29 protein-coding genes are annotated in these 24,971 nt (G+C 74.0%); 18 read left to right on the top strand and 11 right to left on the bottom strand.

Annotated elements, in window-relative coordinates; translation table 11 throughout:
- The first annotated feature begins 45 nt into the window (after window positions 1-45).
- Window positions 46-1,518 carry a tyrosine-protein kinase domain-containing protein gene (locus tag ABD774_RS09105; protein ID WP_345040102.1) on the top strand — a complete coding sequence of 491 codons (1,473 nt, stop codon included), beginning with the start codon at window positions 46-48 and terminating at the stop codon, window positions 1,516-1,518.
- Window positions 1,519-1,540: 22 nt separating this feature from the next.
- Here ABD774_RS09105 and ABD774_RS09100 read toward each other — a convergent pair whose 3' ends face one another.
- The 5 genes from ABD774_RS09100 to ABD774_RS09080 all read right to left on the bottom strand — a co-directional run bounded on the left by ABD774_RS09100 (window position 1,541) and on the right by ABD774_RS09080 (window position 5,948).
- A complete protein-coding gene (locus tag ABD774_RS09100; protein ID WP_345040100.1) occupies window positions 1,541-1,840 on the bottom strand; it encodes a PqqD family peptide modification chaperone in 300 nt (99 codons plus the stop codon).
- The gene (locus tag ABD774_RS09095; RefSeq protein ID WP_345040097.1) at window positions 1,837-2,712 is read right to left on the bottom strand and encodes a nucleotidyltransferase family protein; all 876 of its coding nucleotides are present in this window, start codon (window positions 2,710-2,712) and stop codon (window positions 1,837-1,839) included. Before ABD774_RS09095 ends, ABD774_RS09100 begins: the two co-directional genes overlap by 4 nt.
- A complete protein-coding gene (locus ABD774_RS09090) occupies window positions 2,709-3,884 on the bottom strand; it encodes a hypothetical protein (RefSeq protein WP_345040095.1) in 1,176 nt (391 codons plus the stop codon). Before ABD774_RS09090 ends, ABD774_RS09095 begins: the two co-directional genes overlap by 4 nt.
- 76 nt (window positions 3,885-3,960) lie before the next feature.
- On the bottom strand, window positions 3,961-4,482 hold the full coding sequence (locus tag ABD774_RS09085; protein WP_345040093.1) for a hypothetical protein: 522 nt from the start codon (window positions 4,480-4,482) through the stop codon (window positions 3,961-3,963).
- Window positions 4,483-4,712: 230 nt separating this feature from the next.
- Window positions 4,713-5,948 (bottom strand): AGE family epimerase/isomerase, encoded by a 1,236-nt coding sequence (locus ABD774_RS09080; RefSeq protein WP_345040091.1) that lies wholly within the window; start codon window positions 5,946-5,948, stop codon window positions 4,713-4,715.
- 150 nt (window positions 5,949-6,098) lie between these two features.
- Here ABD774_RS09080 and ABD774_RS09075 point away from each other — a divergent pair, with 150 nt between their 5' ends.
- Both ABD774_RS09075 and ABD774_RS09070 read left to right on the top strand, forming a co-directional pair.
- The gene (locus ABD774_RS09075) at window positions 6,099-6,764 is read left to right on the top strand and encodes a DsbA family oxidoreductase (RefSeq protein WP_345040088.1); all 666 of its coding nucleotides are present in this window, start codon (window positions 6,099-6,101) and stop codon (window positions 6,762-6,764) included.
- Entirely contained in the window at window positions 6,761-6,937 is a 177-nt protein-coding gene (locus ABD774_RS09070) for a hypothetical protein (protein WP_345040086.1), read from the top strand. Before ABD774_RS09075 ends, ABD774_RS09070 begins: the two co-directional genes overlap by 4 nt.
- A gap of 59 nt (window positions 6,938-6,996) precedes the next feature.
- Here ABD774_RS09070 and ABD774_RS09065 read toward each other — a convergent pair whose 3' ends face one another.
- Entirely contained in the window at window positions 6,997-7,293 is a 297-nt protein-coding gene (locus ABD774_RS09065) for a UBP-type zinc finger domain-containing protein (RefSeq protein WP_345040083.1), read from the bottom strand.
- Between the two features lie 163 nt (window positions 7,294-7,456).
- On the opposite strand from ABD774_RS09065, the gene ABD774_RS09060 reads away from it, so the two are divergent.
- Complete coding sequence (locus tag ABD774_RS09060) at window positions 7,457-8,215, top strand: pyridoxine/pyridoxamine 5'-phosphate oxidase (protein ID WP_345040081.1); 759 nt, start codon at window positions 7,457-7,459, stop codon at window positions 8,213-8,215.
- A gap of 141 nt (window positions 8,216-8,356) precedes the next feature.
- The gene (locus ABD774_RS09055) at window positions 8,357-9,472 is read left to right on the top strand and encodes an aromatic acid exporter family protein (protein WP_345040079.1); all 1,116 of its coding nucleotides are present in this window, start codon (window positions 8,357-8,359) and stop codon (window positions 9,470-9,472) included.
- 124 nt (window positions 9,473-9,596) lie between these two features.
- Here the strand turns inward: ABD774_RS09055 and ABD774_RS09050 are convergent, their stop codons facing one another.
- A complete protein-coding gene (locus ABD774_RS09050) occupies window positions 9,597-10,943 on the bottom strand; it encodes a glutamate-5-semialdehyde dehydrogenase (protein WP_345040077.1) in 1,347 nt (448 codons plus the stop codon).
- A gap of 238 nt (window positions 10,944-11,181) precedes the next feature.
- Between ABD774_RS09050 and ABD774_RS09045 the strand changes: the two genes are divergently transcribed.
- Window positions 11,182-11,322 carry a hypothetical protein gene (locus tag ABD774_RS09045; protein ID WP_345040075.1) on the top strand — a complete coding sequence of 47 codons (141 nt, stop codon included), beginning with the start codon at window positions 11,182-11,184 and terminating at the stop codon, window positions 11,320-11,322.
- A 205-nt stretch (window positions 11,323-11,527) separates the two neighbouring features.
- A complete protein-coding gene (gene trxA / locus ABD774_RS09040; RefSeq protein ID WP_345040074.1) occupies window positions 11,528-11,902 on the top strand; it encodes a thioredoxin in 375 nt (124 codons plus the stop codon).
- 221 nt (window positions 11,903-12,123) lie between these two features.
- Here trxA and ABD774_RS09035 read toward each other — a convergent pair whose 3' ends face one another.
- Both ABD774_RS09035 and ABD774_RS09030 read right to left on the bottom strand, forming a co-directional pair.
- The gene (locus ABD774_RS09035; RefSeq protein WP_345040072.1) at window positions 12,124-12,483 is read right to left on the bottom strand and encodes a cupin domain-containing protein; all 360 of its coding nucleotides are present in this window, start codon (window positions 12,481-12,483) and stop codon (window positions 12,124-12,126) included.
- A gap of 95 nt (window positions 12,484-12,578) precedes the next feature.
- Entirely contained in the window at window positions 12,579-13,112 is a 534-nt protein-coding gene (locus ABD774_RS09030; RefSeq protein WP_345040070.1) for a CGNR zinc finger domain-containing protein, read from the bottom strand.
- A 195-nt stretch (window positions 13,113-13,307) separates the two neighbouring features.
- Here ABD774_RS09030 and ABD774_RS09025 point away from each other — a divergent pair, with 195 nt between their 5' ends.
- The 10 genes from ABD774_RS09025 to ABD774_RS08980 all read left to right on the top strand — a co-directional run bounded on the left by ABD774_RS09025 (window position 13,308) and on the right by ABD774_RS08980 (window position 23,145).
- Window positions 13,308-15,983, top strand: a complete 2,676-nt coding sequence (locus tag ABD774_RS09025) for a PEP/pyruvate-binding domain-containing protein (protein WP_345040068.1) — start codon at window positions 13,308-13,310, stop codon at window positions 15,981-15,983.
- Window positions 15,984-16,051: 68 nt separating this feature from the next.
- A complete protein-coding gene (locus tag ABD774_RS09020; RefSeq protein ID WP_345040066.1) occupies window positions 16,052-17,287 on the top strand; it encodes an MFS transporter in 1,236 nt (411 codons plus the stop codon).
- Window positions 17,288-17,511: 224 nt separating this feature from the next.
- Window positions 17,512-17,727: a hypothetical protein gene (locus ABD774_RS09015; RefSeq protein ID WP_345040064.1), complete on the top strand. Its 216-nt coding sequence runs from the start codon at window positions 17,512-17,514 to the stop codon at window positions 17,725-17,727.
- 178 nt (window positions 17,728-17,905) lie between these two features.
- Window positions 17,906-18,628, top strand: coding sequence for a GIN domain-containing protein (locus tag ABD774_RS09010; protein ID WP_345040062.1), 723 nt, complete (start codon window positions 17,906-17,908; stop codon window positions 18,626-18,628).
- 39 nt (window positions 18,629-18,667) lie between these two features.
- Entirely contained in the window at window positions 18,668-19,120 is a 453-nt protein-coding gene (locus tag ABD774_RS09005; protein WP_345040060.1) for an SRPBCC domain-containing protein, read from the top strand.
- Window positions 19,121-19,396: 276 nt separating this feature from the next.
- On the top strand, window positions 19,397-19,693 hold the full coding sequence (locus ABD774_RS09000) for a hypothetical protein (protein WP_345040058.1): 297 nt from the start codon (window positions 19,397-19,399) through the stop codon (window positions 19,691-19,693).
- Window positions 19,690-21,069 carry a putative T7SS-secreted protein gene (locus ABD774_RS08995; protein WP_345040055.1) on the top strand — a complete coding sequence of 460 codons (1,380 nt, stop codon included), beginning with the start codon at window positions 19,690-19,692 and terminating at the stop codon, window positions 21,067-21,069. Before ABD774_RS09000 ends, ABD774_RS08995 begins: the two co-directional genes overlap by 4 nt.
- The gene (locus ABD774_RS08990; protein WP_345040053.1) at window positions 21,066-21,743 is read left to right on the top strand and encodes a hypothetical protein; all 678 of its coding nucleotides are present in this window, start codon (window positions 21,066-21,068) and stop codon (window positions 21,741-21,743) included. Before ABD774_RS08995 ends, ABD774_RS08990 begins: the two co-directional genes overlap by 4 nt.
- On the top strand, window positions 21,740-22,417 hold the full coding sequence (locus tag ABD774_RS08985) for a hypothetical protein (RefSeq protein ID WP_345040051.1): 678 nt from the start codon (window positions 21,740-21,742) through the stop codon (window positions 22,415-22,417). Before ABD774_RS08990 ends, ABD774_RS08985 begins: the two co-directional genes overlap by 4 nt.
- Window positions 22,402-23,145, top strand: a complete 744-nt coding sequence (locus ABD774_RS08980) for a hypothetical protein (protein WP_345040050.1) — start codon at window positions 22,402-22,404, stop codon at window positions 23,143-23,145. Before ABD774_RS08985 ends, ABD774_RS08980 begins: the two co-directional genes overlap by 16 nt.
- Here ABD774_RS08980 and ABD774_RS08975 read toward each other — a convergent pair.
- Window positions 23,123-23,938, bottom strand: a complete 816-nt coding sequence (locus tag ABD774_RS08975) for a bifunctional allantoicase/(S)-ureidoglycine aminohydrolase (protein ID WP_345040048.1) — start codon at window positions 23,936-23,938, stop codon at window positions 23,123-23,125. The two genes, ABD774_RS08980 and ABD774_RS08975, sit on opposite strands and share 23 nt — an antisense overlap.
- A 119-nt stretch (window positions 23,939-24,057) precedes the next feature.
- Window positions 24,058-24,600, bottom strand: a complete 543-nt coding sequence (locus tag ABD774_RS08970) for a GNAT family N-acetyltransferase (protein WP_345040045.1) — start codon at window positions 24,598-24,600, stop codon at window positions 24,058-24,060.
- Window positions 24,601-24,742: 142 nt separating this feature from the next.
- Between ABD774_RS08970 and ABD774_RS08965 the strand changes: the two genes are divergently transcribed.
- On the top strand, window positions 24,743-24,952 hold the full coding sequence (locus tag ABD774_RS08965; RefSeq protein ID WP_345040043.1) for a dodecin family protein: 210 nt from the start codon (window positions 24,743-24,745) through the stop codon (window positions 24,950-24,952).
- Window positions 24,953-24,971: the final 19 nt, after the last annotated feature.

Raw genomic sequence — 24,971 nt, 5'->3', positions numbered from 1 at the left:
GACGATTCGGTGACGCACCGCCCCCGACGCGCCAGGAGTTGCGCCATGCAGATCCGAGACTTCCTGGCGGTGCTGCGGGCACGCTGGTTCACCGTCGTCTGCTGCACCCTGATCGTCCTGGCCGCGACCTCGGCCGCCACCCTGACCGTCACGCCGGTGTACACGGCGACCACCCGGGTGTTCTTCTCCGCCGTCGCCCCGGCCGACGACGAGGAGGCCGGCGGCGTCTACGTCATCACGCAGGCCGACCTCGCCACGTACGTCGACGTCGTTGGCTCCCCGGTGGTGCGCGAGCCGCTGGTCGAGGAGCTCGGGATCGACGGCGGCTTCGGGCTCTCTGCGCAGGTTCCGGCCAGCTCGCCCATGCTCGACATCACCGTCACCGCGACCGACCCCGACGTGGCCGCGGAGATCGCCAACGCCGTCGGGCCCCAGCTGGCCGAGGTGGCCGGCGAGTTCTCGCCGCTGCTCGCCAGTGCCGGGCAGGACGTCACCGCGACGACCATCACGCCCGCCACCGCGCCGTCCTCCGCCAGCTCGCCGGACGTGCCCCGCAACCTCGCCCTCGGGCTGCTCGCCGGCCTGGTGCTCGGCGTCGGGATCGCGCTCGCGCGGCACGGCCTCGACACGCGGGTCCGCGGCGAGGCGGACGTCCGGGCCCTCTCGGACCGTCCCATCCTGGCGACCGTCGGGCTCGACCGGGCGGTGCGCCAGCAGCCCGTCGTCATGGAGTCGGACCCGCACGGCGCCCAGGCGGAGGCGGTCCGCCGCCTGCGGACCAACCTGCTCTTCGTCGACGTCACCACCCGCCGGCACTCCTTCGTCATCACCTCCGCCGTCCCGGGCGAGGGCAAGACCACGACGACGGTCAACCTCGCGATCGCCATGGCCGACGCCGGGTCCCGGGTGCTGCTCGTGGACGCCGACCTGCGCAACCCGTCCGTCGCCACGACGATGGGCCTCGAGGGCGGCGCCGGTCTGACGACGGTGCTGCTCGGGCGGGCGAGCGCCGACGAGGTGATCCAGCGCTGGCGCGAGACCTCTCTCGACGTGCTCCCGGCCGGGCAGGTCCCGCCGAACCCCAGCGAGCTGCTCGGGTCCGAGGCCATGCAGGAGCTGTTCACCGAGCTCTCCGCCCGGTACGACTACGTCCTGGTCGACAGCCCCCCGGTGGTGCCGGTGATCGACGCCGTCATCATCGACCGGCTCACCGGCGGGCTCGTCATGGTGGTCGCGGTCGACCAGGTGGGCAAGCGAGAGCTCGGCGCCGCGCTCAGGTCCCTCGAGACGGCCGGCGTCGACGTCGCGGGCTTCGCCCTGAACAAGGTGCAGGGCGTGGCCGGCCGGAACTACGGCTACCACTCCTACGGGTCGGGGAAGACGTCCCCCCGCGGCTCCCGGCGGGCGCCGGGGTCCGGACGGTCCGACGTCGTCGCCAGCATCGCGCTCCCGGACGAGAGCGGGCGACGGGCGGCGCGCGCGGACGAGAGCGTCCCCGGCGGGGTCGGTCACCGCTGACCCCCGGGCGTCGGGAGCGACGCTACGTCGCCTCGGTCGGCACGAGAAGCCCGAGCGAGACCAGCTCGGCGACGCACCGACGGACGTCGCCGGCCACCACGTCGGGGTCCAGAGCGGTGCGCATGGCGACACGCGCCACGAGGCCGGCCTCGTCCTGGCCGCACGCCTCCTGCCAGATGACAGCGGCCGGACCGTCGAGGCGGTAGAGCGGCCCGTCCGGCAGCAGACCGACGTACACCGCGGCCGAGACCTGCTCGTCCGAAGCCGGCTCGTCGTCCACGACCGCGACATGGCTCGGGCGCTGGAGCACCACGGCAGTCACCCTGTCCTCCCCACGCCGCGTCGCTCGCGCCGCACCGTGATCTCCTCGGCGATGCCGCGCACCGGGCGCGCCACGAACTCGCGGAGCACCTCCAGGCGGTTCGGCGTCCGGCCGAGGCGGGCCTCGAGATGAGCGACGTTCACCAGTGGTGCCCTCAGTGCGAGGCGCACCGCCTGCCTGCCCGTCCCCGCCGCAGCGATGCGGGCGCGCCACTCGGCGATGCGGGTTCCGCCCTGGGTCGTGACGCGCCAGAGCGCGTACTCACGGTCGCCGCGGTGGTCCTCCAGAGCGCCCGTGGCCGCGGCGAGGGCGACCTCGGCGCCGAGCTCGCCGACCAGGGCCCTGATCTCCCGGCGCCGCTCCGGCCCGGCGTCCTGCCAGACGGCCTCGAGATCCGCCCGTCCGTGGGCGTGCGAGCGCGCGGCGTTGAGCGTCAGGATCGTCGCCTGCGCGGCCTGGCTCGGCACCGGGCACGACCGTCCGGCGATCACGTGCTCGGCGCGCCCGGACCACAACGTCTCGAACGCCCGGTCCGGCGGTGCGGTGATGCCCGGGAAGATCCGGTGGACGTCCGCGAAACCCCACACGCTGTGCGAGAGGGTGGCCGCGTGCTCGAAGGGCGACCCGTCCCGAAAGGTGGTGCGCAGCACCCAGCCGTGCCGCTGCATCTGCCCGAGCAGCAGGCTCACCTGGGAGGGTCGGACGAGGACGTCGGCGTCCGTACCGGTCCGGCTCTCCACCGGTAGCGCGGGGTCGATCGCGGCGCCCTTGAGATGGAGGATGTCGGCCGCGCACGCGTCGGCGACGTGCTGCACCGCGGCGTGCGCCAGGCGGACCCGCGCGCGCCGGGGCACGTCGGTCGTCGGCTTCACGGCCCGTCGTCGCTCCCGAGGGTGCAGGTACCGGCTCGGCCGCGCGCGGTGGAGCGGCCGGCGAGCACCTGGCCGGCGCTCTGCGGCACGCCGTGCCCGAGGACGCCGGACTCCTGCATCGTCGTGATCGCCGCTCCGACCAGGCGATCTGCGTCCGGGTGCTGCCCGTGGAGCTCGACGACGTGGTCGAGCGCCTCTGCGCGCGACGGTGCGCTCCGGGCCCAGTGCCACAGGGTCCGCCCGATGCCGCTCAGTCGCACCGGTCGCCGGTCGAGGAGCACGAGGGTCTCGTCGCCGACGTCCACCGCGTCGGTGCACGGCACCTGGCGGACCCGGCCGTCGCGCAGGCCCCACGCCACCGCGTCGTCCGTCAGGGGCGGCGGGCTCGGCGTCCAGGGGGCGGCGCCCGTCGGCCGGCCGGCGCCGAGAACCGGGCGCAGGAGGTCCCGGGTGTCCTGGACGTCGCGAAAGGTCAGGCGGAAGACGCCGCAGCGCTCGGTCAGCTCCGCCAGCGCCTGGAGCGGCCGGTCGACGGACGTGAGGAAGGAGGTGTGCGGGACGAGGGCGGTGACAGCGTCGAGCAGCGACAGGCGTTCGAGCCGAGGGGGGTCCCGCCGCTCCGGCACCCGGTGCAGCAGCACGATCGCGCCGAGGGTGAGCTCGTCGGGACACGTCCGGAGCCCCAGCTCGTCAGGCCCACGCTGGGACTTCCCGCCGACCGACTCCGGGTCGGCGACGGCGAGCGGCCGCGGAAAGCCGACGACCCTGCCGTCCCGGTCGACGGCCACGGTCTCGTCCGTGACGTACCCGAAGTCGTCGCTCGCCAGGGCCAGCGCCGCCGTCGTCTTCCCGCTGCCCGAGGCTCCCACGAGGGCGAGGACCCTGCCGGTGCCGTCGGAGAGCCCGCACGCGTGCAGGCTGACGAAGCGGCCGGCGAGGTTCTCGATCGCCCGGTTCGTCAGCCTCGACGTCAGGGGATAGCGGAAGGTGCCGAGACGGGACGGGTCGCTGTCGTCCACCGCGACGGCCGCCGCGCCGTCGGACGAGGGCAGGACACAGCGCGACCAGTGCCGCTGCAGCTCCTCGCGGGCGTGCCCGGCGGCGAAGGTCAGGGCGAACTCCGACTCCAGGAGCCGCAGGAACAAAGGCTCGTGCTGTGCTGTCGATGGCATCCGACGCTCCCCCGTGGTTCGTGCAGGACCGGCCGAGGGCCGGTCCGGCCAGGTGCCTCCTCCGTCCGTCCCGCGGTCAGGGCAGGTTGTTGGCGCAGGGCGGCGTGTTCCGGGCGCCGCCGGTCCCCTGGAAGTACTGGATGCCGTCGATGGTGTAGGCGATCGTCACGTCGGCGTTGGCGCTGTCGGTCGTGCGGCCCACGTGGAACTCGACGATGTAGTCGTTCGCGTTCGCGGGGATCGTGAAGGACAGCGGGTCCACGCCGGTGTCGGTGGGCGACGAGTAGTCGAGCGGGCCGCTGAAGGTCACGCCGTTGACGATGACGTAGTCGATCGTCACGAGCTTGGCGACGTCGAACGTGCTGTCCCACGAGACCGACAGGTGGTACAGGCGGTACTTCGGGTCGTTCTGGTTGTTGCCCGGGTGCTTGCAGAACGGCCCCCACGTGTCGACGAAGACCGGGGGCGACGCCGCCATCGCGGGCGCCGCGCTCGCCACGGCGATCACCGGGACCGACCACGCGGCCGCGGCCACGACCGTGCGCCGGCTGAGCCCCCGCGGGGCCTCCTCCGGCTCCAGACTCGGCTTCTCGGACATCTCGGTCCCCTCTTCAGCGCCTCGCGCGGTACCGCCCGGCGCGCACTGTCGTCGACGTGGTCCCTACCGCTGTCCAAGCACAGCACCGTCCGGCCCGGCTCCGCAGCGTTTCGGAGGTGAAAGGGCGGATGAGGCAGGCCGAAATGCCGCGGGGCGGGGCCGGGGTGAGGGCAGCGGCGTCAGGGTGAGACGGGGAGCGGACGGGGAGCGGTGCCTGCGCCGCGTGGGCATCAGCTGTCGAGCAGCCCCGCCGCCAGGGCCGGCGCGATCGCCGGGGCCACCGGCAGCCGCGGCAGCAGCGTGGCCTGCAGCGCGTGGTAGACGTCCGGCTTGCCCGGCCACGTCCGGGCGCTGGGCGCGTTCCCGGGGTCGAGCTCGTGCCGCCAGGCGCCGGGTGCCTCGATCACGTGCTGCGCGGCGTAGTCCCACCACCGGCGGTACCAGCGTTCGTACCGCTCCTCCCCCGTGACGCGGTGCAGGGCCGCCGCCGCGCCGATCGCCTCGGTGACCACCCAGTGCATCCGCTCGCGCACCACGGGGACGCCGCCGGGGTCGACCGTGTAGACGAACCCGTCCGCGCCGTCGACCGCCCACCCCTCGGCCGCGCCGGCCTCGAACAGCGCGCGGGCGGCGTCGAGCATCCAGGCTCCGGGCCCGCGGCCGCGGGCCGCCAGCGCCTCGCGGGCCTGCAGGATCAGCCGCGCCCACTCGAACCAGTGCCCCACGGTGGCGCCGAACGGGCGGAACGGGTGCGCCGGGTCCTCGCGGTTGTAGTCCGGCAGCGGCCGCCACGCCGGGTCGAAGTGCTCGGGGATGCGCCACGAGGCCGCCTGCGCGAACGCGGCCACGCGCTCGACGATGCGCACGGCCCGGTCGAGCCAGGCCTCCTCGCCGGTGACGTCGGCGGTGGCGAGGTACGCCTCGACCGTGTGCATGTTGGCATTGACGCCGCGGTAGGGCTCCAGCTCGGTGAAGGCGCGGTCCCAGCCCTCGACCGCCATGCCCTCGTCCTCACGCCAGAACCGCTCGAGGGAGACCCGCTGCGCACGGTCGAGGAGGTCGGCCGCACCGGGCCGGCCGGCCGCCGTCGCGGAGGAGGCGGCGAGGAGGACGAACGCGTGCGGGTACGCCTCCTTGCGGTCCGCCGTCGGCCCCTCCGGCCCGACGGCGGGGAACCAGCCGCCGTGCTCGGGATCCTCGAACGCCGTGGTCAGGGCCTCGAGGCCGTGGTCGACCAGCGGGGCGCACCCGGGCCGTCCCAGGAGGGTGCCCAGGGAGAAGGCATGCACCATGCGGCAGGTGATCCACAGCTCGGTCGGCCGGGCCGGGTCCACCGCACCGGCGGCGTCGAGGTAGCCGAAGCCCTGGGGCGTGCGGGCGGCGCGGGCGAAGCGCAGCAGCGCGTCGGACTCGGCCTCCAGCCAGCGCGCGTGCGCGGGTGAACCCAGCCAGCTACCAGCGGTCACGGCGCCCTCCCCGGCCCTCACGTCGCGGACGGGCCGACGGCCCCGTCCGCAGGTCAGCGTATCGACGCCGGCGCGCCCGTCCACGCAGGCGTGGCCGCCCTCACCGGACAGGCCCGGAATGAAGTCCGGGGCGGTCCGGTTGACCCGGGCATGAGCGAACCCATCACCGTGCACGTCTGGTCCGACATCGCCTGCCCGTGGTGCTTCATCGGCAAGCGCCGCTTCGAGAAGGGTGTCGAGCAGTTCGGCGGCGACGTCACGCTCGAGTACCACTCCTTCGAGCTCGCGCCCGACACCCCGGTGGACTTCGAGGGTTCCGAGGTGGACTTCCTCGCCGGACACAAGGGCATGCCCACGGAGCAGGTGGCCCAGATGCTCGACCAGGTCACCGCGCTCGCCGCTGCCGAGGGCCTGGACTACGACTTCGACGCGGTCCGGCACACCAAGACCCTCAAGGCGCACGAGGTCCTCCACCTCGCCAAGGCGAAGGGCCTCCAGCTCGACGTCGTCGAGAGGCTGTTCTCCGCCTACTTCGAGCAGGGCCGGCACGTCGGCCACGACGAGGATCTCGTGGCGATCGCCGTCGAGGCCGGACTCGACGCCGAGGAGGTCCGCACCGCCCTGGCGGACGGGACCTACCGCGACGCGGTCGAGCAGGACATCGCCCAGGCGCGCGCGTACGGCATCAACGGGGTGCCGTTCTACGTCATCGAGAACAAGTACGGCGTCTCCGGAGCACAGGCTCCCGAGACCTTCGCGCAGGTGCTGCAGAAGGTGGCCGAGGAGAAGGCCGGCGCGGCGGAGCCCGCCCGATGACGTCTCCCACGGCAAACCGCGCGGCGGACGGGACGACGGCGGCGCCGACGGCACCGGCGTCCCCGTTCGTTCTCGCCCAGGTCCCGGGGCTGGAGGCGGTCGGGGCGGACGCCGTCGGGTTCTGCGGACCGGACGGGTGCTACCCGGAGCCGAGCGCGACACCGGCCGACTAGGGACGGCACGAGCCTGCGCCGCGCCTCGGGGCCCCGGCGGTCCCGACCGCGCGCCGCCTTCAGGCGTGCGAGGGGGCCGGCGGAGCCCCCACCAGCTCGAACGTCAGGTCGTCCGGGTAGCAGTAGAACCACCCCTCACCCGGCTCGTAGGAGCGGACCACCGGGTGCCCGACCTCCAGGGCGTGCCCGCGGGCGTGCCGGTTCGGTGAGGAGTCGCAGCAGGCGATGTGCCCGCAGGTCTGGCACGCCCGCAGATGCACCCACCGGCCGCCGGCAGCCAGGCACTCCTCGCACCCCGGTGCGTCCGGGTCGACCGCGTCGTAGTCGATGAGGTCGAGGTGGGAGCACAGACTCATTGCCCCATCCCCTCGCATCTGCGCTGGCCCGTCAAGGGGCTCTTCGCCCGAGGTTCGCACCACGTTCGGCCCCCGGACATGTTCACCCGGACGCGATCGGGCCGTTTTCTCTCTCCGGCGGCCCTCCGTGGAATGCTGCACGCACGAGCGACGTGGAGGAGACATGGAGTTTCTGCAGCCGGGCCCCGGCGACGCCGTGGACGCAGCACCCGTCGAGGACCTGCGCGCGCGCCTGCGGGCCCTGCCCACCTTCCCGGAGGACCTGCCCGCGCTCGACCCCGGAGCGGCCCCCGACGACCCTGCCATGCTCTTCCTCCGCTGGCTCGGCGACGCGGCGGCCGACGGGACCCCGGCCCCGCACGCGACGGTCCTGGCGACGGCGGACGCGCAGGGCCGCGTCAGCGCGCGGAACGTCATCCTCACCGACCTCGACGACGACGGCTGGCACTTCTCCACGCACCGGTCCAGCCCGAAGGCGGCCGACCTGGCGGCCAACCCGCGGGCGGCGCTGACGTTCTTCTGGCCGGCGCACGGCCGGCAGGTGCGGCTCACCGGCGTCGTGCGCGACGTGGGTGCCGAGGCCTCGGTGTTCCTCGCCCGGTCGGAGGCGTCGCGGGTGGGCACGCTCGTCGGCCACCAGAGCGAGCCGCTCCCGAGCCTGGAGGACTACGCCGCCGCGTACGCCCGCACCGAGGAACGGGTGCGCGCCGAGCCCGGGCTGGTAGATCCCGACTGGGCGGACCACGCCCTGGCCCCCGACGCCGTGGAGTTCTTCCAGGCGGCGAGGCCGGGGAACATCCGGCTGCGCTACCGGGCCGAGCGCGACCGTGCGACCGACCAGGGCCCCGGTGAGGGCCTTGACCGGCGGGTCCGGCGCGGCGCGGGCAGAGCCCGATGGGTCAGGGAGCTGCTGTGGCCGTGACCGGCGAAGGCGGGCCGCCCCGGCCCGGTGCCAGCGCCTCGCGGCACTGACGCACCGTGCCCCCGGTCACCCGGCGCACGTTTCGGACGGGCACCGGCCGCCGGGAACGTGCTAGGACGGACGCCGACCGAAGGAGGGTCCATGACCCAGACGGGGACCACGCCCCGGGCCGAGCTCGTCCGTCGGCCCGGCCTGCTGCTGCGCGCCTGGATCCGGCACCCGCGCGTCGCGCTGGCCGTCCGCGGCGCGCTGGCCGCATCGATCGCCTGGTACGTCGCGGGACTCCTGCCCGACCCGGCGGGCGAGTATCCCTACTACGCGCCGCTGGGAGCCGTGGTCGCCACCACGTTCACCCTCGCGGGCTCGGTGCGCGAGTCGTTCCAGTCGGTGGCGGCCATCGCGCTGGGCGGGGTCATCGCCTACGTCGGCGACCTCGTGGGCGTCGAGCAGAGCCCGGTCACGGTGGCGGTGGTCGTCGCCCTCGGCGTGCTCGCCACCGGGTGGCGCCCGCTGGGCGCGATGTCCAGCTGGGTGCCCACCGCCGCCCTGTTCACGCTCGTCATCGGCGGCGGGGAGGCGTTCTTCGTCGGCGTGTACGCAGGCCTGGTGCTCCTGGGCGCCGCGATCGGCATCGCGATCAACGCCGCCTTCCCGCCGCTGCTGCTGGCCCCGGCGCAGCGCACCGTCGAGGTGGTGCGCCAGGAGCTGGCCGACCAGCTCTCCGACGTCGCCGACGCGCTGGACCGGGACGAGCCGCTCGACGCGGAGGACTGGGACCGGCGGCTGCACGAGATCTCGCCGAAGCGCTGGCGCATGCGCAACGCCGTGCAGGAGGCGGACGACGCCCGGCGTGGCAACCGCCGCGCCCGCCGCTACGCGGACCAGCTGGACGACCTCGACCGTCAGGCCCGGGCGCTGGACCGCGTCGCGATGCTCGTCGTCGACCTCACCGACGTCCTCTCCACCGAGGAGCGGGCGGACCGGGAGGAGGTGCCGCTCGGGCCCACGCTCCGGCGGCCGGCGGCCGAGGCGCTGCGCCGCCTCGAGGACGTCGTGCGCCATGTGGACCGGGCGAGCATCGACGACGACACGGTCCTCGCCACCCGGGAGGCGCTCGCCGACTACGCGACGGCGGTCGACCGGGCCCGGACCGACGCTCCGGGCGGCGGCACGATGGTCGCCGGCTCGCTGGCCGTGACGATCCGGCGCTGCCTCGACGAGCTCCTGGCCATGCGCGCACCGGTCGACAGGGCCTGACCGGCGCGTTAGGCGCTCACTCGCTGACCGGCGCGTTAGGCGCTCACTCGCTGACCGGCGCGTTGGGCGCTCACTCGCTGACCGGCGCGTTGGGCGCTCACTCGCTGACCGGCGCGCCGTGCGCTCACTCGCGAATCTGCCCGTCGCCCTCCACGATCCAGGTGGTGGTGGTCAGCTCGGCCAGGCCCATCGGCCCGCGGGCGTGCAGCTTCTGGGTCGAGATGCCGATCTCCGCGCCGAGCCCGAACTGACCGCCGTCGGTGAAGCGGGAGGACGCGTTGACGATCAGCGCCGCGGAGTCGAGCTCGGTGGTGAAGCGCTGCACGGACCGCGTGTCCGTGGTGCAGATGACCTCCGTGTGCCCGGACGAGTAGCGCCGGATGTGCTCCAGGGCCTCGTCGAGGGAGTCGACGACCCGCACGGCGAGGTCGAGCGAGAGGTACTCGGTCTCCCAGTCCGTCTCCGTCGCCGGCTCGAACCGCATCCCCTCCGGGACCGTGGCCGCGACAGCGTCGTCACCGTGGACCGTGACGTCCTTGCCCCGCAGCGCCTCGAGCACCGCCGGCAGGAACGTCGGCGCGACCTCGCGGTGCACCAGCAGGGTCTCGGCGGCGTTGCACACCCCGGTGCGCTGGGTCTTGGAGTTGAGCACGATGGGCACGGCCTGGGCGACGTCGGCCGAGGCGTCGACGAACACGTGGCAGTTGCCCACGCCGGTCTCGATGACCGGCACGACGGACTCCGTCACCACGGTGCGGATGAGGTCCGCTCCGCCGCGCGGGACCAGGACGTCCACGAGACCGCGGGCGCGCATGAGCTCGACGGCACCGGCCCGCCCGTAGGCGTCGATGGACTGCACCAGCTCGCGCGGCAGCCCCCGCGCCTCGAGCGCCTCGCCGAGCACGGCGACGATCACCTCGTTCGAGCTCGCCGCCGCCGAGCCGCCGCGCAGGACGACGGCGTTGCCGGACTTCAGCGCGAGGCCGGCCGCGTCGACAGTCACGTTGGGGCGGGCCTCGTAGATCATCCCGACCACGCCCATCGGGACACGGACCTGCCGCAGCCGCAGCCCGTTGGGCAGGGTCGAGCCACGCACGATCTCGCCCACCGGGTCGGGCAGCCCAGCAAGCTCGCGGAGCGCGTCCGCGATGCCGCCGATCCGGCCCTCGTCGAGCGCCAGTCGGTCGAGCAGGGAGTCCTTCATGCCGTTCTCGCGGCCGCGCGCGAGGTCCGCGGCGTTGGCTGCGACGATGCGGCCGGCGTTCGCCACGAGCGCGTCCGCCATCGCGTGCAGCGCGGCGTCCTTGGTCGCCCGCGTCGCCGTCGCCAGGCTCCGCGAGGCGGTCTTGGCCGCCCGGGCGATGGCGCGGACGCCCTCGCGGGCGTCGTCGGCCCCGGAAGGACCCGGCGTCCCGACGGCGAAGGCCCCTTCGCCGGGCCGTGCGTTCGTGGGGTAGGTGATCTCCGTCATGCGGCACAGGGTAGGCCGCGGCGCCCACGTCCGGGAGCCCCGTCCGCCGCGGCTGCACCCTCCGGCCGTGTGCGAGCCCGGCTCCGGCGCGGCGCGGGGCCGGCTCGGCCCGGCGCGGGGCGGGCTCCGGCCCGGCGCGGGGCGGGCGTGCGGTGGCGACCCGGCCCGGACGCCCGTAGCGTCGAAGCCCCCAGTCTCGCGCGGCCGGTGCCGCGCACATCAGAGAAGGAGCAACCCGATGCGACTGTTCCGTGGAGCCCTCAAGGGCGCGCTCGCGGCCAAGGCGATCCAGGTCGTCCGACGCGAGGCCGCCAAGCCGGAGAACCAGCGCAAGGCCCGGGAGTTCGTCCAGAAGCTGCGCACCAGGGGCGCCCGCTGACGGCCCGGTCCCGCGCCCGCTGAGCCGCCGCCTGCGGATGCTGCGCCGCCGTCCCGCACCCGCCGAGCCGCCGGCTGCGCGCCCGCTGCGCCTTGGCCCGCGGCCCGGGCTGCCGGGCGCGCGCGGGGCGCCGACCCCCGGGGGAATGAAACGGTACGCCGGGCGTTGTATCACCAGAGCAGCCACGAGACAGGAGAGACGACACATGGCGACCAAGAACATCACCACCGCAGAGTTCGAGCAGACGATCAGCGGCGAGGGCATCACGCTCGTCGACTTCTGGGCCGACTGGTGCGGCCCGTGCAAGCAGTTCGCGCCGATCTACGAGAAGGTCTCGGAGGCGAACCCGGACATCACCTTCGCCAAGGTGGACACCGAGGCCGAGCAGCAGCTCGCGGCCGAGCTCCAGATCACCGCGATCCCGACCCTCATGGCCTTCCGCGACGGCATCCTGGTCTTCTCCCAGGCGGGTGCGCTGCCGGCGAAGAGCCTCGAGCAGCTCGTCGACGGCGTCAAGGGCCTGGACATGGACGACGTCCGCCGCCAGGTGGCCGAGCACGAGGCCAGCCACCAGCACTGAGCGTCAGGGGCACTGAGCGGGCGCTGAGCCTGCGGGCACCGACCGGGCCGGCCGAGCAGTCGCCGGCGCCGGCGCCGTCGGAGCGTAATCAGCCCCTTGCGCCGACGTGATTTGGTGCCATTGCGTCGGGTGATCGCCCCGTGAGGCGACGTGATCCGGCGCCGGCGCCCCATCCACCGCACGATCCAGGGCCCGCCCCGACGGGGCGGGCCCTGCGGCGTTCACAGCAGCGTCGCCTCGGGACCCTCCAGCCACTCGGTCACGAACGTGTCGTTGGCGTGGATGTTCGTGGACCAGAAGGTCTCCGGGCCGATGACCGCGAACTTGTGCGGCGTGAAGCCGGGCACCACGAGCACCTGGCCGGCCGAGCCGACCAGCTCCTCGTCCCCCACCGTGAACAGCGCGCGGCCGGAGTGGATGACGAACGTCTCCGCGTAGGGATGCTTGTGCAGGTACGGTCCGGAACCCGGTTCGGCACTCCTGGTGAAGATGACGGAGACGCCCGCCTCGCACCCGCGCCCCTCGAGCTGCTGGACCCGCCCGCCGCCGGGGCCGTCCCGGCTGAGGTCGATGACGCGCATGGGAACCTCCTCGTCGAGTCGTCCGCCCCAAGCATGCCGGGTCCACGGGCGCCCGGGGAGGCCCTCAGGAGGCCGAGGACCCCCGGCAGGGCCCCTCAGGATGCGTCGAGGAGCGCGGCACGACGCCGGTGCTCGGCGACCTTGTGCCGGTTGAGGCACGTGGCGGAGCAGAACTTCCTCCGGCCGGCGGGCGAGGCGTCCGCGAAGGCGTCCGCGCACCGGCGCCCGCCGCACACCCCGAGCCGTTCCGCGCCACGGGTGTGCAGCCAGTCCAGGAGCGTCACCCCCAGCGCGCCACGCAACGGGCTGCGCCCCTCCTCGACCTCCCAGACGACGTCACCGTTCGCGCCCAGCACGGGTGTGGGGCCGGCGGGCGCCAGGAGCGCGTTGACCGCGGGGGCGACGTCGCGCCCGTCCGCGGCCGCCACGAAGACCTCGTAGGCCGCGTCGGCGAGCGCCTGCAGCTCCCCCGTCGAGCACTCCCCCACCTGCGGGGCGAGAGAGGCGAGCACCTCGCGGAGCGGGCGGTAGCCCTTCCCCTCGTCGCCCGCGGCGGCGCGTGCACGCACCGCGTAGTGGTTCACGAGGTCCACCACGTCGGAGATGTCCAGCCGAGGCACCGCAACCATGCACAGATGGTAACCCCGATCGCAGCTTGATGAGGTTACGTGCCGGTTCGGACCCTGCGGCCACCAGAGGCAGCCCTCCGGGCGGGTTGATTCCGCCGGACGCAGGTCTATCGTCGATCCCGTCAGCGTGCCGACGACGTGGTGTTGGCGATGGACGGTGCAACGGGTTTCGCGAGGTCCCGGACACACCTTGTCGTGGACCTGGCCGACGTCGGTCCCGCCATGGGAGCGACGGTCGGCGGCAAGGCGGCGAACCTCGGCGCGCTCCTCGCGGCGGGCCTGCCGGTGCCTCCGGGCTTCTGCCTCACGACCGCTCTCTACGACCAGGCCGCGAGGGCCGCGGGCCTCGGGCCGGTTCTGGAGGCGCTGACGGCACGCGCACGCCCCCGTCCGGGCCCGGACCGGGAGGCGGAGCGGCGAGAGCCGGAGCACCCGGAGACGGAGCGGTCGAGCGCGACCCTCACCCAGGAGGCCCGGACACGTCTCACGAACGCTCCCGTCCCGGCGTCCGCCCTCCGCGCCGTCGGGGAGGCGTACGCACGTCTGGGCGATGACGTGCCGGTCGCGGTGCGCTCCTCGGCGACCGCCGAGGACCTGCCCGACGTCAGCTTCGCCGGGCAGCAGGACACCTACCTCGACGTGGTCGGCGCCGACGCCGTGTGGGACGCGGTCCGCCGCTGCTGGGCGTCGTTGTGGACGGACCGGGCCGTGGCCTACCGCGAGGCCCACGGCATCGATCACCGCTCGGTGAGCATGGCCGTCGTCGTCCAGGAGATGGTGGATGCCACGGTCTCCGGGGTGCTCTTCACGGCGAACCCGGTGACCGGGCGGCGCGGGGAGGCCGTGATCGATGCCGCCCCGGGCCTCGGCGCGGCCCTGGTGGGTGGCTCCGTCAACCCCGACCAGTGGGTGGTCGACGTCGCCGCGGGCGCGATCCTGCGCCGCTCGCCGGCCTCGGGGAGCGCCGGCACCGGACCCTGCCTCACCGACGCCCAGGTGCTGGCCGTGGCCGCGCTGGGCGCTCGGGCGGAGAGCCGCGACGGTCAGCCGCAGGACGTGGAGTGGTCCATGGACCGGCGCGGGCAGATCCTGCTGGTGCAGTCCCGGCCGATCACCACGCTGTACCCCCTGCCGGAGCCGGAGAGGTCCGACGACGGCATCCGTGCGTACCTGTGCGCAAGCCTGCTGCAGGGCATCACCCGGCCCCTCACACCGATGGGCCTGTCCCTCTTCGACGTCGTCCTCGCTCGCTATCAGCCACCGGGCGGGGGCCCGGCACCGTTCCGGTACGCCCACCCGGGCCTGCGCCTGTACATGGACCTCACGGGGGCACTGTCCAGCAAGGGTGGCCGCGCCCTCTTCGCCGGTGCCATGCGGGTGGCGGACACCCGCTCCGTCGGGCTCCTCCAGCGCCTCATGGCCGACCCGCGGTTCCCCGCGGCCGAGGGCTGGAGCCCGCGGTCGCTGCTGGGGGTGTACCGGTCCTTGCCGCAGCTGCAGGCGGTGCCCCAGATCGTCGTCGCCATGTTCCGGCCCGCCGCGGCCCTGGAACGCAGCCGGCGCGCCGAGCTCTCCGTCCGGCGCACCGTGGACTCGCTGCCGACGCGTGCCACCGCCCGGGAGCGGCTGGACACGGTCGAGCGCGTGCTCGACCAGCAGCTGATGACCGCCGTCCTGGAACAGCTCCCGCCGGCGGTGGCCGGGTACGTCTGGTTCGGCATCGCCCGGTCGCTGCTGGGGCCGCTGGCCCGTCGCGGTGAGCTGCCCGCGGTGCTCCGCGGGCTGCCGAACAACGTCACCACCGACATGGACCTGGAGCTGTGGCGGACAGCCACGACCCTGCGCGAGGACCCGGAGTCCGCGTCCCTGTTCCGGGGGACCGCCCCGGAGGAGGTCGCCCGGCGCTACGCGGCAGGGTCGCTGCCGGGCACCGCCCAGCGTGCCCTTCGCCAGTTCCTGGACTCGTACGGCCACCGGGCCGTGGCGGAGATCGACCTGGGTGCGCCGCGCTGGTCCGACGACCCCACCCACATCGTCAACGTCCTCGCGAACTACCTGCGGCTGGCCGACCCCGAGCTGGCCCCGGACCGCCAGTTCGCCCGGGCCGCCGCCGAGGCCGAGGCGATGGCCGCGGAGCTGGCCGGGAGAGCGGGGGCCCCACGGCGCCTCCGCGGCCGCGCGGTGGCGTACGGCCTGCGGCGCGCACGGGAGGCGGCCGGCATGCGCGAGCAGCCCAAGTTCGCCTTCATCCTCGTGCTCGCGGGGCTCCGCGACCAGGTGCGCCGCGTGGGCGAGGACCTCGCCGCCGCCGGACGGATCGACGATCCGGAGGACGTGTTCTTCCTCGACCTCACCGAGGCACGGGTGGGTGTGCGCGGCGCGGACCTGCACGCGATCGTGACGGAGCGACGCCGGACCTACGAGCACGAGATGCGCCGTCGGCACGTCCCCCGCCTCCTGCTCTCCGACGGGACCGACGTGGAGGCCGCCTTGGCCGCCGAGGCGGCGGCCTCGCCGGGGGCGGCGCAGCTGCCGCCCGGCACTCTCGCCGGCGCACCCGCCTCCGCCGGATCGGTGACCGCGAGGGCACGCGTCGTCCTCGACCCGGCCACCGCGCGCCTGGAGCCGGGCGAGATCCTCGTCGCCCCGTCCACCGACCCCGGCTGGACGCCGCTCTTCCTTACGGCGGGCGGTCTGGTGATGGAGATGGGGGGCGCGATGTCGCACGGCGCCGTGGTCGCCCGCGAGTACGGGCTGCCGGCGGTCGTCGGCGTCCCGGACGCCACCACCCTGATCCGCACGGGCCAGACGATCACCGTCGACGGCGCGGCCGGGACGGTCACGACGGCGCCGGAGACGGCTCCCCGGTAGCCCTCGCCGTGCCCGGGACGATCGAGCTGCTCGGTGACCGTGGGCGCCGGGCCATAGGCTCAACGGCCATGACGTCCCCCGAGCCGCGCACGGACCCCGGCGCGACCCTTCCCGACGACGCCAGGCGGGCCCGCTCCGCCGTCGCCGCGGTCTTCTTCACCAACGGCGCCCTCTTCGCCAACCTCGTGCCCCGCTATCCGGAGATCAAGGAGGCGCTGGGGCTGAGCAACGCCGTCTACGGCTCGGCCATCGCGGCCTTCCCGCTGGGCGCCCTGCTCGCCGGGCTGCTCGCACCGGCGCTGATCGCACGGTTCCGGTCCTCCCGCGTGGCCACCGTCGGGATCGTCCTGCTCGCGGTCGTCATGCTGTCCGTCTCTTTCGCCCCCTCCGTCGCGGTCCTGGCGGCCGTCCTCCTCGTGGGCGGGGCGGTCGACGCCCTCGTCGACGTCGCCCAGAACGCCCACGGCCTGCGCGTCCAGCGGATCTACCGGCGCTCGATCGTGAACTCGTTCCACGGCCTCTGGAGCGTCGGCGCCGTGACCGGCGGCCTGATGGGCGCCGGCGCGGCCGGCCTGGAGGTTCCCCTCACGATCCACCTGGGCATCTCGGCCGCGCTCTTCTCGGCAGTCGCGCTCGTGGCGCTGCGGTTCATGCTGCCGGGCCCGGAGAGCTCCGAACGCGTGCCGGCGGCGGAGGATTCCTCCGTCCCGGTGCGCAAGGGGCTTCGCGGTGTGCCTCGGGCGACGCTCACGGCCCTGGCCGCGCTGGGCGTCCTGGCCGTGTGCGGCGCGCTGGTCGAGGACGCCGGCAGCTCGTGGGGGGCGCTCTGGCTGTCCGGCTACCTCGGCACGGACGGCGCGACGGCGGGGCTGGCGTTCGTCTCGCTGTCGGTCGCCATGACCGTGGGACGGCTGACCGGGGACCGGGTGGTCGACCGGCTGGGCCAGCGCGCCGTCGTCCGGGGCGGCGGGGGGCTGACGGCCGCCGGGCTGGGCCTGGCGCTGGCGTTCCCGAGCGTCCCCACCACCCTTGTCGGGTTCGCGGCCGCCGGGCTCGGGGTCGCCACCCTCGTCCCCGCGGCGATGCACGCGGCGGACGAGCTGCCAGGGCTGCCCGTCGGCGTCGGGCTGACGGTGGTGAGCTGGGTGCTGCGGGTCGGCTTCCTGCTCTCGCCGCCGGTCGTGGGTCTGGTCGCCGACGCGACGAGCCTGCGGCTGGGGCTGGTCGTCGTCGTCGTCGCGGGGCTCGCGACGGCGCTGTGCGCGGGCGTCCTGGGCGGGCGACGTGCGCAGCCGCACCTCTAGGAGTCGCGGTCAGCTCGTCAGGTAACCATCAGACCCTTGACAGAAGGTTACGGAATATGTAACCTCAGTCATACGTTCAACCGGTTACATCAACTCGAGCAGGCCAGCTCGGTCTGGTTCCGGCGACGCGGACGTCGCCGCACGGAGGGCACCCGGGAGGTGCCGAACGGCCGGCCCACCGCGAGGTGCTGGGCCGGCCGGAGAATCGATCGAAGGATCTGACCGTGAACCCCTACGTCGGCGAGCCGCACGCGGTTCTCGCCCGCATCCGTCACGACGAGCTCATCGCCCAGGCCCAGAGGGCCCATCTGCTGCGCGAGCTGCGCCGGCAGACCTGGGAGAACGGCGGCCGCCCCGCCCCGAAGCTGCTGCGCCGCGCCCACGCTCTCCTCGCCAGGCACACCTACGAGCGTTCGCACGCCCCGCACCTGGCCCGCTGAGGGCGGAGACCGCGCGCACGCCGCACCTACCAGGTGCCGTGCCGGGGTCTCAGGGAGATCTCAGGGTCGGAATCAGGAGAATCTCCGATACCCGCGGGGACGCCGTCGTCGCGAGACTGGGACGGCCGGGCCACGGACGCGCCCGGCCCCCGCCACCGAGCAGAAGAGCCGCCGCACCATGACGACCAGAACCCTCACCGCCACCCTCGGGCTCCTCTCCGCCGTCGCCCTGCTGACGGCCGGGTGCGGCATCGCCGGCCCGACGGGGGCGGTGACCACCGAGAAGCACGACGTCGACGCCTCCGTCACCGCGGTCCGCCTGGACGGGACCGGCGACCTGCGGGTCAGGACCGGCGGCCCGGCCGCGTCCCTGAGCGTCACCGCGCACGAGAGCACGCTGGACGAGCTGACCACCGAGGTGCAGGACGGGGTGCTCGTGCTCGGCGTCCGGCCGGGGATGCGCCTGCGCGACCTCGGCCCTGTCACCTACGACCTCGTGCTGCCCGGGCTCGACGCCATCGGCGTCCAGGGCACGGGCGACGTCGCCGCGAGCCTCACGCCCGGCGACTCCCTCAGGATCGCCGTCGAGGGCACCGGCGAGGTGCGAGCGACCGACGTCGACGTCGACGACCTGCTCGTCGAGATCGACGGTACCGGCTCGGTCGGGCTCGCGGGGACCGCCCGGTCGCAGGAGGTGCGCATCGGCGGCACCGGCAGCTACGAGGGGGCGGCGCTCAGCTCCGAGAACGCGGTGGTGACCCTCAGCGGCACCGGCAGCGCCGACGTGGAGGCCTCCCGGTCCCTCTCCGCCACGGTCGAGGGCACGGGGTCGGTGACCTACGGCGGCGGGGCCGACGTCACCTCGCGCGTGGACGGCCTGGGGACGGTCCGCGAGCGTTGAACGGGCGGTAGCCTCTGGCCACGCAACGAGGAGGCAGCCATGGACGTCGTCACCGATCCCTACGCACCGGTCGTGAAGGTCGTGACCGTGCCCGTGCCCGCCACGGAGGCGTTCCGCGCCTTCACCGAGGGGCTGGAGACCTGGTGGCCGTTCGCGACGCACTCGACGGCGGACGTGGAGCACGGGGCGGTCACCTTCGGCGGCGCCGTGGGCGAGCAGGTGGTGGAGCTGCACCCCGACGGCGGCCGCGAGGTCTGGGGCACCCTCACCCGCTGGTCGCCGCCCGAGCTCCTGGCCATGACGTGGCACCCCGGCAACGACCCGGCCCGCGCCACCGAGCTCGAGGTGCGGTTCTCCGAGACCTCCGACGGCACCCGGGTGCACCTGCGCCACACCGGGTGGGAGGCGCGGGACGACGGCTCAGCCGCCCGGTCCGACTACGACTCGGGCTGGGACAAGGTGCTCGGGCACTACGTGGACAGCCAGAGCTGACGCGTGCGCCTCCGGCGCGCGCGGTGACGCGGTGGCGCGGTGGCGCGGTGGCGCAGTCGCGTGGCGGTCGGTGGCGCGGTGGCGCGGTGGCGCGGTGGCACGGCGGCGCGGTGGCACGGCGGCGCGGTGGCACGGAGGTCCGCGGAGAGCACGCAGGTCCGCGGCCATGGGGAGAAGTCCCCGTGCCCGCCGCTGGCCCAGGTGCGGGTGGCTCCGCCAGAGTTGCCCCGAGCAGCCGCGCGCCGAGCCGACGGCGCCACCAGCCTTGGGGGAAGCATGGCGGACGATCTGAGACTCGACACCGAACTGCTCCTCGCGACCGCCGACTCGTTGTCCGCGGTCCGCGACGAGTTCTCGACCGGCACCATGGGGGGCGACCCGGGTCTGGCCGACGCGATCGGCCACCCCGGCCTCTACGACCGCCTCGACTCCTTCCAGTCCAGCTGGTCGGTGCAGCGCGGCCGCATGGTCGAGAGCATCGACGTCCTCGGCAGGACGATGGTCACCGTGGCGGAGGCGTTCGCCGAGCTCGACACCCAGCTGGCCGACGGACTGGGCGGGGGCGCGAGATGAGCACGCCGCGCCCGACCGGGTGGGAGGTCACCCGCGAGTTCTGGTCCGACCCCGTGCCCGGCGACCCGGGCGAGCTGCACGCCGTCGCCGGCCGGTACCGGGACGTCGCCGAGCACATCTCCGCGGCGGCGCAGGGGCTGCGGGATCTCGGGAACCTGGACATGAGGTCCAAGGCGGTCGAGAAGTTCCGCGAGCGCGCGGCGGAGGTGGCGGACCAGATCGACCGGGCGGAGCCGCTGTACTCGGGGGCGGCCGAGGCTGTCGACGCGTACGCGACCGGGCTCGACGACGCGCAGGGCAAGGCGGACCTCGCCCTCTCGGCCGTGATGGAGACTGCCGGGCAGCTCGAGGCGGCGCGCATCGCCGAGTCGGACGCCGCGCACGCCGCGATCGTCCAGACGCACCGCGAGCTCGCCGGCCTCGACCCCCTCCCCGGTGCTCCCGCGGACCCCGCGGCGGACCTCGCCGCCGCCCGTTCACGCGTCGACGGTCTGCAGGGCGACTTCGACGCGGCCGTCCAGCGCATCCGCGACGCCGTGGCCGACCGTGACGCCGCCGCCATCGCGGCCATCGGTGCGATCGGCGAGCTGGCCGAGACTAACGCGCTCAAGGACAGCTTCTGGGACAAGGTCGGGAACTTCCTCGGCGACGTCGTCGACTTCCTCGACAAGGCGCTGAAGGTCATCTCCGACATCCTCGACAAGTTCGAGATCCTGCTCCTCGTCGCCTCCATCGTGCTGCTGTTCGTCCCCGGCGGCGGGCTGCTCGTGATGGCCCTGCGCGTCCTGAGCGCGCTCGCCAAGATCCAGCGGGTCATCAAGGTGGCGCGGACGACGATCGACGTCATCCAGGTGGTGCGCGGCAAGAAGTCCGCCGTCGAGTTCCTCACCGGCCTCGCCAAGGGCCAGGTGTCGAAGCTCGCCGGCAAGGGCGTCCAGAAGGTCGCCGGCAACGTCCTGGGCCGGGTGCTCAGCCGCACCGGGCAGGGCACCCTGTTCGCCGCCTCCAACCTCGTCCCGCCCCGGTACGAGATCGACGCGGTGCCCGCGACCTTCGCGTCCGGCAACCGCAACTACGTCCAGATGTCGATGCTCAACGACTCCTTCCGCGGCGCCTACAGCAACCGCGAGCTCGCCGGCCTCGCGACCAGGGCCGCGCTGATCGAGGGCGGGGCGCACGTGGCCAAGGAGTATGCCGTCAAGCCGGTCGTCGACGCCGGCGACGACTGGGTGAACAACAAGCTCACCACGTACAGCCTCGCCAACGGCGGCAACCCGTACCTGTTCGACTGGAACGACCCCCTCGGCGAGCCCCAGCCGTTCTCCGACTACCGTCAGCAGATGGACAAGGCCCTGGCCGACGGCGGCGCCAGGTGAGCCGCCTGTACTCCGTCACGGTCCCGCCCGGCTGGGTGCGGCTCGAGATCGACGGCGACGACGGTGCCGAGAGCAAGGTCAGCGCTCTCGTCGACCACCTGACCGCGTCGGTGCCCCGGGACAGCGCCCCGGCCCTGCGGCGCGCTGTCGAGAACCAGCTACGCGGCCTCGTTGCGGACGCACGCGCGCGCGGCGCGATCGATCTCCTGGTGCCCGTCGACCGGGTGGAGGGCCTGACGCTCCCCGCCTCGGTGATGGCCACGGTGGTCACCGTCCCCGAGGCCGGCGAGGCAGCGCACGAGGACGTCCTCGTGGCGATGGTCGCCCGCGGGGCCGGTGAGCCGGTGGCCGTCGGCGAGACGGTCGCCGTCCGTTCGCTCACGCGGCGCGACGTCACGGCCCAGCTCGCGACGGAGGTGGCCCGGGCCGAGCGCGCGCTCCAGGCCGCCGGTGCCCCGGCGGGTCCGCTGGCCGGTGCGTTCGACGACGTCGAGCCCGCCGAGGGCGCGACGAGCCGGCACGTGCGGTACCTGATCGGCATCCCCGGCCGGCCGGCGGAGTTCCTCGCCCTGACCCTCGCCGTCCTCGAGCCCGCGGACGACCCCGAGGCCGAGCTGGGCGACGCGCTGACAGAGCTCTTCGACGCCGTCGTCTCCACCCTGCGATGGTCATGACCGCGCGCGTCCACGTCTCCCCCGACCCGCGCGTCTGGGTCCCCGTCCCGATGGCCTGGCCGACGGCGCAGCATCCCTCCGCCGAGGTGTGGGCGCGCGAGGCCGGCCCTGCCCTCGTCGCCGACCAGGGGATCGACGACCCCGCGCTCGGGGAGCGGCTGGGCATCGTGCTGGCCGCCGTCGCCGCAACGGCCCACCCCGGGCACGTGCAGGCCCGCTTCCTCCACCTGCCCGACGTACTGGCCGGGTTCATGCTGCTCGAGCTCTCCGCCGTCGAGACCGACCCGTCCGCCAACCGGCACCTCGTGCACCGGGGCCTGACCGAGGCCGACCGTGACCCGGACGTGGGCGCCGTGCAGGTGCACGACGTCGCCCTCGCGGACGGGCGCCCGCTGCTGCGGGTTCTGCGCTTCGACCGTCCCTTCCCGACCGGTCCCGTGATCGGGATCCTCCGCCACGCCGTCCGCCTGCCCGCAGCCCCGGGCGTGCCGGGCGCCGTCGACCTGGTCGCGACGATCACCAGCTCGGACGTCGAGGCTCTGCTGCGCACGCTCGGCGACGTCGAGGCGCTGCTCGAGGAGGTCCGCTGGGACACAGACGATGATGGCCGGGGGCGTGACGGACGCGCCCCCGGGACGGCCGAGGAGAAGGAGAAGGCGTGGACGGCGAGCTGAGCACGGGGACCGTCGTGATCCTCGTGGTGATCGTGGCGGTCGTCATCGCCGTGATGGTGGTGGTGCAGGGTCGCCGGCAGTCCGCGTACCAGGAGTCGAAGCGGTCCTTCTCCCGCGGCGGCGGCTGGCACCGGTTCCCGGCGGACATCCTGGCGGAGGACTGGTCGGGCGGCCCGTTCCGTCCCGGCCGCGACGGCTACGCGTCGGACGTCAACGTGGCCGAGCGCGAGGGCCTGCGCACCTTCTTCCTCAAGTACGTGTATCTGACGACGGACCAGATCATGGCCGACGGGCGCAGCACCAAGAAGGAGCACCTGGTGGTCGGCGTCGACCTGCCCGCGTCCCTACCTGAGGTAGCCCTCGAACGTGGCGTGCGGGCCGGCATCGGCGCCGCCGTGGGCAGCCAGGACATCACTGTCGGGCACCCTGAGGTCGATGGTGCGTGGCGGATCACGTCCAGCGACGAGGAGTACGCCCGCGCGCTCGTGCAGGGGGCGTTCGCGCACGCCCTGACCGCGCCCGAGCTGCGGCGCGGCAACCTGCGGCTGAGCGGCTCCACGCTGGTGTGGTGGGAGAAGGGCTTCGAGCTCACCGAGGTGCTCGGGACCGTCCAGCGGGTCGAGCCCGCGCTCGTCGCGCTCGCCCGGGCCGTCCCGGCCGACGTGGTGCGGCGCTACGGCACCGAGCCGCGGCCGCTGCTCCCTCTCACAGGACGATCTGGCGGTTGACGTCCTTGTAGAGGAGGTAACGGAAGTTCGACGGCCCGCCGGCGTAGCAGGCCTGCGGGCAGAACGCGCGCAGCGACATGTAGTCGCCCTCCTGGACCTCGACCCAGTCGCCGTTGAGGCGGTAGACCGCCTTGCCCTCGAGCACGTACAGGCCGTGCTCCATGACGTGCGTCTCGGCGAACGGGATCGAGGCGCCCGGCTCGAACGTCACGATGTTGACGTGCATGTCGTAGGCGAGATCGTCCACCGGCAGCATGCGCGTCGTGCGCCACTTGTTGTCCGTGTCGGGCATGGGGGTGGGCTCGATGTCCTGCTCGTTGCCGAACACGGGTCGGACCACGTAGCCCTCGAGCGGCTCGTAGGCCTTGCGGATCCAGTGGAACTGCACCGGCACGGTGCCCGCGTTGCGCACGTGCCAGCTCGAGCCCGCGGGCGCGTAGGCGAAGCCGCCCGGCGCGAGGACGTGGGTCTCGCCCTCGATCGTCACGGTGAGCTCGCCGTCGACGACGAGCACGAACCCCTCCACGGTGCTCTGCGCCTCGGGGCGGCCGGAGCCGCCGCCGGGCTCGACCTCCATGAGGTACTGCGCGAACGTGGTGGCACCACCGGCCACCGGACGGTTGAGGATCCACGCGCGCGTGTCCGCCCAGTCCGGGATGACGCTGGTGACGATGTCGCGCAGCACGCCGCGCGGGATGACGGTGTAGGCCTCCGTCACGACGGCACGGTCCGTGAGGAGGTCCGTCTGCGGGGGCAGCCCGGCCGGGTTGGCGTAGTAGTGGGTCTGCGACATCCGAGGACCTCCGCTGCGTCGGGAACGTGTTGCCCCCCATCATGGCGCTTTCCGAGTCGCGGAACAAGACTTCCGTTTTGATGGAACCCGGCTCGCGTCCGCGCAACTGCGACCTGGTGTCAGCTCGCTGGCGTCGCCGTCGACCGCCCCTCGCGGGTCCGGGACGTCGACGCCGCGAAGCACAGGCTGAGGTCGGCGATCTCGGCGTAAGGCACGAATGGGGGGATCCGGCGCCAACCCCGTGCCTCGTAGAGCGCGACCGCCTCGGGCTGCAGCGTGCCGGTGTGCAGGACGACGGCGTCGTCGCCGGACCTGCCCGCCGCAGCCCGCAGCTCCTCCAGCACGAGCGTGGCCAGGCCGCGCCGCCGGTGGCCGGGAGCGACGTAGAGCTTCTTCACCTCGTGGCGGGCGGGAGCGCCGTCGACGTCGACCGCCTCAGCGAGGGTGCGCAACGACCCGCAGGCGACGGGCTCGTCGCCGTCCTCGACCACGAGCGTCAGCGCGATCTGCTCGGGCCCGGGTGACAGGAGCGGGCGGAGCCGAGCCTCCTGGTCGGCGTAGCGGGGGTCGAGCTCGGCGCTCATGGCCGCGCGGAGGCCGGCGGCGGCCGGATCCTCCCACGCGACCTCACGGACCTGAAGGGTGCTGGCGTGCCTGGGCATGGTGAAGATGTCTACCATCGCGGCCCGGCGACGCCACCCCCGGTCCACCCGGTGAGCCGCCCGTCCCGCGGTCCTCGCCGTTGCACCCCAGCCTCCCCGGCTGGACCATGGCATCTCCCGATGGTTCTACGAAGGAGTAGCCATGACCGCTTCGGTTGCACGCGTCACCACGATCAGCGTCCGTTCCGACACCAGCTTCGACGACGCCGTGAAGGCGGGCGTCGAGCGCGCGTCCCAGACGCTGCGTCACGTGTCCGGCGCGTGGGTGAAGGAGCAGAAGGTCGAGCTGACCGACGGCAAGGTCACCAGCTACCACGTGGTGCTGGAGGTCACCTTCGTGCTCGACGACTGACCCACGCCGTCTCCACCTC

The organism is Georgenia daeguensis, assembly GCF_039537705.1.
GTDB classification, from domain to species: domain Bacteria; phylum Actinomycetota; class Actinomycetes; order Actinomycetales; family Actinomycetaceae; genus Georgenia; species Georgenia daeguensis.
Note: the sequence above shows the minus strand (reverse complement) of the source record. Positions and strands in the feature narration are given on the sequence as shown.